The organism is Pseudomonas sp. P4_C8 (assembly GCF_056401975.1).
The window spans coordinates 172,677-178,728 of sequence record NZ_JBFUIH010000003.1; the positions used below are offsets into that span (position 1 = coordinate 172,677).

The 6,052-nt window shown below is 59.8% G+C and carries 7 protein-coding genes and 1 pseudogene; 7 read left to right on the forward strand and 1 reads right to left on the reverse strand.

The window, feature by feature from the left end:
- The first annotated feature begins 40 nt into the window (after positions 1-40).
- From zur to AC1DWM_RS03010, 4 genes are read left to right on the forward strand one after another with little or no spacing between them, the layout of a single operon-like run.
- On the forward strand, positions 41-523 hold the full coding sequence (gene zur, locus AC1DWM_RS02995; RefSeq protein ID WP_477794593.1) for a zinc uptake transcriptional repressor Zur: 483 nt from the start codon (positions 41-43) through the stop codon (positions 521-523).
- On the forward strand, positions 523-1,299 hold the full coding sequence (znuC, locus tag AC1DWM_RS03000; protein WP_223518912.1) for a zinc ABC transporter ATP-binding protein ZnuC: 777 nt from the start codon (positions 523-525) through the stop codon (positions 1,297-1,299). Before zur ends, znuC begins: the two co-directional genes overlap by 1 nt.
- Positions 1,292-2,080 (forward strand): zinc ABC transporter permease subunit ZnuB, encoded by a 789-nt coding sequence (gene znuB, locus AC1DWM_RS03005; protein WP_223518914.1) that lies wholly within the window; start codon positions 1,292-1,294, stop codon positions 2,078-2,080. Before znuC ends, znuB begins: the two co-directional genes overlap by 8 nt.
- Before the next feature lie 37 nt (positions 2,081-2,117).
- Positions 2,118-2,834: a PA5502 family lipoprotein gene (locus AC1DWM_RS03010; RefSeq protein ID WP_223518916.1), complete on the forward strand. Its 717-nt coding sequence runs from the start codon at positions 2,118-2,120 to the stop codon at positions 2,832-2,834.
- 50 nt (positions 2,835-2,884) lie between these two features.
- On the opposite strand, the pseudogene AC1DWM_RS03015 reads toward AC1DWM_RS03010, so the two are convergent.
- Positions 2,885-3,079: pseudogene (locus AC1DWM_RS03015) on the reverse strand (hypothetical protein); the annotation flags it as partial.
- A gap of 318 nt (positions 3,080-3,397) precedes the next feature.
- On the opposite strand from AC1DWM_RS03015, the gene AC1DWM_RS03020 reads away from it, so the two are divergent.
- Genes AC1DWM_RS03020 through AC1DWM_RS03030 form a run of 3 tightly spaced genes read left to right on the forward strand, consistent with a single transcriptional unit; the run spans position 3,398 to position 5,910 of the window.
- The gene (locus tag AC1DWM_RS03020; RefSeq protein ID WP_223518917.1) at positions 3,398-4,405 is read left to right on the forward strand and encodes a methionine ABC transporter ATP-binding protein; all 1,008 of its coding nucleotides are present in this window, start codon (positions 3,398-3,400) and stop codon (positions 4,403-4,405) included.
- Positions 4,405-5,079 carry a methionine ABC transporter permease gene (locus tag AC1DWM_RS03025; RefSeq protein WP_027926140.1) on the forward strand — a complete coding sequence of 225 codons (675 nt, stop codon included), beginning with the start codon at positions 4,405-4,407 and terminating at the stop codon, positions 5,077-5,079. Before AC1DWM_RS03020 ends, AC1DWM_RS03025 begins: the two co-directional genes overlap by 1 nt.
- Positions 5,080-5,139: 60 nt before the next feature.
- Positions 5,140-5,910: a MetQ/NlpA family ABC transporter substrate-binding protein gene (locus AC1DWM_RS03030; RefSeq protein WP_223518919.1), complete on the forward strand. Its 771-nt coding sequence runs from the start codon at positions 5,140-5,142 to the stop codon at positions 5,908-5,910.
- The last annotated feature ends 142 nt before the right edge of the window (positions 5,911-6,052 follow it).

Here is a 6,052-nt window from a genome sequence, read left to right on the forward strand (position 1 = left end):
AGTAACATAATAACGTCTCTCACAAAACTCGTCGCCGCTCATGCCTAAAACACCGATTGCCAGCCGTCCCCACGACCACTCTCATTGCGTGCATAGCGCATTGTCTGAGGCGGATGCCTTGTGCGCACGTCAGGGACTGCGTCTGACCGCGTTGCGCCGGCGAGTGCTGGAGTTGGTGTGGCAAAGCCACAAACCGTTGGGTGCCTACGACATTCTCGCGGTGCTCAGTGAGCAGGATGGCCGTCGCGCCGCGCCGCCGACGGTGTACCGCGCACTGGATTTCCTCTTGGAAAACATCCTCGTGCACCGCATCTCCTCGCTCAACGCCTTCGTCGGCTGCAATCATCCGGGGCACGCCCACCAGGGGCAGTTCCTGATTTGCCGCGAATGCCACGCCGCCATTGAGCTCGAACAGAAGTCCATCAGTGACGCGATTGTGATGAGTGCCAAGGATGTCGGTTTTGTAGTCGAAGGCCAGACCGTTGAAGTGGTCGGTCTCTGTTCGGGCTGCCAGGGGGCTTGATGAGCAACGCGCTGATCCGTCTCGAGCAGGTTGCTGTCACGTTTGCCGGGCAAAGTGTGCTGGATAACATCGAGCTGAGCGTCGAGCCGGGGCAGATCGTCACCCTGATCGGCCCTAACGGTGCCGGCAAGACCACGCTGGTGCGCGCGGTGCTCGGTCTGTTGAAGCCAACCAGCGGCAGCGTCTGGCGCAAGCCGAAACTGCGCGTGGGTTACATGCCGCAAAAACTTCACGTCGATCCGACGCTGCCGCTGTCGGTGCTGCGCTTTTTGCGGCTGGTGCCGGGTGTGGACCGCGCGATGGCGTTGGCGGCACTCAAGGAGGTCGGTGCCGAACAGGTGATCGACAGCCCGGTACAAAGTGTTTCCGGCGGTGAAATGCAGCGCGTGCTGCTGGCCCGGGCGCTGCTGCGCGAGCCGGAACTGCTGGTGCTCGACGAGCCGGTGCAAGGCGTCGACGTGGCGGGTCAGGCTGAACTTTACAACCTGATTACGCGCCTGCGTGACCGTCACGGTTGCGGCGTGCTGATGGTTTCCCACGATTTGCACTTGGTCATGAGCACCACCGACCAAGTGGTTTGCCTCAACCGCCACGTCTGCTGCTCCGGGCATCCTGAGCAAGTCAGCGGCGATCCTGCGTTTGTCGAGCTGTTCGGCAAGAACGCCCAAAGCCTGGCGATTTATCACCACCACCACGACCACGCCCATGACCTGCATGGCTCGGTCGTCACGGCGGCTCAACCCCACGTTCACGGAGATAGTTGCAAGCATGGCTGATTTTCTGCTCTACGCCCTGCTTGCAGGTTTGGCTTTGGCGCTGGTGGCGGGCCCGTTGGGCTCGTTCGTGGTCTGGCGGCGCATGGCCTATTTCGGCGACACTTTGTCCCACGCGGCCTTGCTCGGCGTAGCGCTGGGATTCTTGCTGGATGTCAGCCCGACCGTTGCGGTGACCGTTGGCTGCTTGCTGTTGGCGGTGTTGCTAGTGACGTTGCAACAACGCCAACCGCTGGCGTCTGACACGCTTTTGGGAATTCTCGCACCGAGCACGCTCTCCCTGGGCCTGGTGGTACTAAGCTTCATGCACGAAGTGCGGATCGACCTGATGGCGTATCTGTTCGGCGACTTGCTGGCGATCAGCCCGACCGATCTGGCCTGGATCCTGGGTGGCAGCGCTGCCGTATTGGCGTTGCTGGTGACGTTGTGGCGGCCAATGCTGGCCATCACTGTGCATGAAGAGTTGGCCAGGGTCGAAGGATTGCCGGTGGCGTCGTTGCGTCTGACCCTGATGCTCTTGATCGCCGTGGTGATTGCTGTCGCGATGAAAATCGTCGGCGTATTGCTGATTACGTCGCTGTTGATCATCCCGGCGGCTGCCGCACAACGTCACGCCCGGTCACCGGAGCAGATGGCACTGGGCGCGAGCCTGCTTGGCATGCTCGCGGTCTGTGGCGGTTTGGCATTGTCGTGGTTCAAGGACACACCGGCGGGCCCCTCTATTGTTGTGACGGCTGCCGCACTGTTTCTGCTGAGTTTTGTCCTGCCCCGTCGAGGGGTGTAGACTTGCTCGTTTTTTGCGCAAATAGAGAGTCGCAGGAATGAAGTTGTTCGCCTCCCGTTATCTGCTCCTTGTCGCATTTTCTTTGCTGCTGGGCGCCTGCCAAAGCACGCCACCGGCGGCCCCAGAGGCCTCTGAGTCTCGGGCTACGGCCATCGCGCAGCTGGAACAAAGCCTCGCCAGCAGCGAGTTGGCCACCGCCGAAGATCAACTGGCCACCTTGCAGGCCCAGTCACCCAACGACCCAACCCTTGAGCAATACCAACGGCAACTGGCCGAGGCGTATCTGCGCCGTAGCCAAATCGTGCTGCAAAAAGGCGATGTGAATGCCGCCGCCACCGCGTTGAGTCGTGCCCGGGCCCTGATGCCGAAAGCCCCGGCGCTGACTGGCGGGGTGAACAACGCCATTGTTACTGCCCGCAAAGCCGAACTGGATAAAGCGGAAGCCGATCTTCAAGCCGCTGAAGCCCAACCCCACGCGAAGGTGATTGATCCAACGGCCGAAAGCACCACCGTTGCGTTGAATCTCACCGATATGGCGAAACTTCGTCGCCAACTCGATGCCATCGCCGCCGATGTGGTGAATTTTAACTGCGACGTGAGCATTCAGGTCCCGCGCACCGATGATTATCCCTGGCTGGCGACGTTGCTGACCAAGCGGGTGACGAAGCTGGATGCGGATTTTGATCTGAAGCTGGAGAGACAGATTCTACGCAACATTCCGGCGCAGATGGTTCTGAGTCCTCGTAAATCCTGAAAGCATCGCGGGCTTGCCCGCGATGGCGTCTTTCCTGGCACCACATCCCTTCAGGCCGGAATCGCCTTGGCCTTAGGCTCCCGATCCCAAACCCGATGCTGCCCGATCGCCGCAAAAAACGGCTTGATCAGCTTCGCATCCGTCCCCATGATCAACCCCGCATCAGCCTCCAGCTTCAACACATCCAGCAACTGCTTCACCTCGTCATGCAGCGCAATCGCCTTCAAGTGCTTATAGGCCTCCAGCGGGTGTCGGTACCGGCCAATTCGCTTTTGGTGGGGGCAGGCTTCTTGATACTCATCCGTCCAAACTCCTCGTTGCGATTCCCGCCGTAGCCAGGATTCTTGTGCATTCCCCAGGTACGGCACCGGGGCGTAGTCGAGTTGCCTTATTAGTGACTGATGGGGTTTTTAGCCGTTCCTTTTTTATGACCTTTGATCGCGTTATTGCCAAATCGAAGGATGAATGCGGAATAAATGCTAATAACCTCTATACGGACAGGCTAAAATGCGCGCCCGGCTAACCGCTGATCCTTTTCTAACGCGCCCCACAAGGTTCGCTACGTGATCGAGTTTCAAAACGTCCACAAAACCTACCGCGTCGCCGGTAAGGATATTCCCGCCCTGCATCCGACCAGTCTGACGATTGAGAACGGTCAGGTTTTCGGCCTGATAGGTCATTCCGGTGCGGGAAAAAGTACCCTGCTGCGTCTGATCAATCGCCTGGAGAACTCCAGTGGCGGCAAGATCATCGTCGACGGCGAAGAAGTCACTGCGCTGGATGCCAACAGCCTGCGACGCTTCCGTCAGCAAGTCGGGATGATTTTTCAGCACTTCAACTTGCTGGCGTCGAAGACGGTTGCGGACAACGTCGCGTTGCCGCTGACCCTCGCCGGCGAATTGTCGCGCAGCGAGATCGACCTGCGCGTGGCCGAATTGCTGGCGCGGGTGGGTTTGTCCGATCACGCCAAGAAGTACCCGGCGCAGTTGTCCGGTGGCCAGAAGCAGCGTGTCGGCATTGCCCGCGCCTTGGCGACCAAGCCGAAAATCCTGCTGTGTGACGAAGCCACCAGCGCCCTGGACCCGCAGACCACTGCGTCGGTTCTGCAATTGCTGGCCGAGATTAACCGCGAGCTGAAGCTGACCATCGTCCTGATCACCCACGAGATGGACGTGATCCGCCGCGTTTGCGACCAGGTGGCGGTAATGGACGCCGGTGTGATCGTCGAGCAAGGCTCGGTGGCCCAGGTGTTCCTGCATCCGAAACACCCGACTACCAAGCGTTTTGTGCAAGAAGACGAGCAGATCGACGAAAGCGAACAACGCGATGACTTCGCTCACGTGCCGGGCCGCATCGTGCGTCTGACCTTCCAGGGCGACGCGACCTATGCGCCGTTGCTGGGCACCGTCGCCCGGGAAACCGGTGTGGACTACAGCATCCTGGCCGGCCGTATCGACCGCATCAAAGACGTCCCTTACGGGCAACTCACTCTGGCCGTCACCGGTGGCGACATGGACGCGGCGTTTGCCCGTTTCACCGCGGCTGACGTCCACATGGAGGTGCTGCGCTAATGGAAGCCCTGACTGCTTTCTTTGCCAATATCGACTGGTTCGAAATCTGGCTGGCCACCGGCGACACGCTGCTGATGCTCGGCGGTTCGTTGTTGTTCACCGTGTTGCTCGGCTTGCCGCTGGGTGTGCTGCTGTTCCTGTGCAGCCCTCGCCAGTTGCTGGAAGCCAAAGGCGTCTACGCGATGCTGTCGCTGGTGGTGAACATCCTGCGTTCGCTGCCCTTCATCATCCTGTTGATCGTGATGATTCCGTTCACCGTGCTGATCACCGGTACGTCGCTGGGTGTCGCCGGTGCGATCCCGCCGTTGGTGGTGGGTGCTACGCCGTTCTTCGCCCGACTGGTGGAAACCGCGCTACGTGAAGTGGATCGCGGCATCATTGAAGCGACCCAGGCCATGGGCGCGACGACGCGTCAGATCATCACCAATGCCTTGCTGCCAGAAGCGCGTCCGGGCATTTTTGCAGCGATTACGGTGACGGCAATTACACTGGTGTCCTACACGGCAATGGCTGGTGTGGTCGGCGCTGGCGGTCTGGGCGACCTGGCGATCCGATTCGGATACCAGCGTTTCCAGACGGATGTGATGGTCGTGACAGTGGTGTTGCTGCTGGTGCTGGTTCAAGTGCTGCAAACCGTTGGCGACAAATTGGTTGTCCATTTTTCTCGTAAGTAAGACATGAGCCGGCCATTCGCTGGCAGGCGCCAAACGGGCGCCTCATATGGAGTTAGCTGAATGAAAAAACTACTCGTCGCGTTTGCTGCTGTTGCGGCTTTTTCCGCCCACGCCGACACCCTGACGGTCGCGGCCACCCCGGTCCCGCATGCAGAAATCCTCGAATTCGTGAAACCGGCCCTGGCCAAAGAAGGCGTGGACCTGAAGGTCAAAGTCTTCACCGACTACATTCAGCCGAACGTGCAGGTGGCGGAAAAACGTCTGGACGCCAACTTCTTCCAGCACCAGCCATACCTCGATGAGTTCAACAAGGCCAAGGGCACCAATCTGGTCGCTGTTGCCGGTGTTCACCTGGAACCGCTGGGCGCTTACTCCAGCAAGTACAAAGCGCTGACCGAGTTGCCGGGCGGCGCCAATGTGGTGATCCCGAACGACGCCACCAACGGCGGCCGTGCGCTGTTGCTGCTGGCGAAGGCAGGCCTGATCAAGTTGAAGGATTCGAACAACATCCTGTCGACCGTGAAGGACATCACCGAGAACCCCAAGGATCTGAAATTCCGTGAACTGGAAGCCGCGACCATCCCGCGCGTGCTGACCCAGGTCGACCTGGCGCTGATCAACACCAACTACGCGCTGGAAGCCAAGCTTGATCCGGCCAAGGATGCGCTGGTCATCGAAGGCAACGACTCGCCGTACGTGAACATCCTCGTGGCCCGCCCGGACGACAAGGACAGCGAAGCGATGAAGAAACTGGTTGCTGCGCTGCACAGCCCGGAAGTCAAAGCCTTCATCCTCGAGAAGTACAAAGGCGCGGTATTGCCGGCGTTCTGAAATTGAAGGGGACGCAGAGCGTCCCTGGCTGCATTACCACGCAGAGCGTGGGAACGATTGGGGCGCATTCAATGCGCCCCATTTTTTTATGCCTGAAACACCGACCCCTGTAGGAGCCCGGCTTGCCGGCGATGGCGTCCGT

Coding starts and splice junctions, on each gene's coding strand:
- znuB (WP_223518914.1), top strand. CDS start 1,292: ATGGCTGATTTTCTGCTCTACGCCCTGCTTGCAGGTTTGGCTTTGGCG.
- AC1DWM_RS03025 (WP_027926140.1), top strand. CDS start 4,405: ATGGAAGCCCTGACTGCTTTCTTTGCCAATATCGACTGGTTCGAAATC.
- AC1DWM_RS03010 (WP_223518916.1), top strand. CDS start 2,118: ATGAAGTTGTTCGCCTCCCGTTATCTGCTCCTTGTCGCATTTTCTTTG.
- znuC (WP_223518912.1), top strand. CDS start 523: ATGAGCAACGCGCTGATCCGTCTCGAGCAGGTTGCTGTCACGTTTGCC.
- AC1DWM_RS03030 (WP_223518919.1), top strand. CDS start 5,140: ATGAAAAAACTACTCGTCGCGTTTGCTGCTGTTGCGGCTTTTTCCGCC.
- zur (WP_477794593.1), top strand. CDS start 41: ATGCCTAAAACACCGATTGCCAGCCGTCCCCACGACCACTCTCATTGC.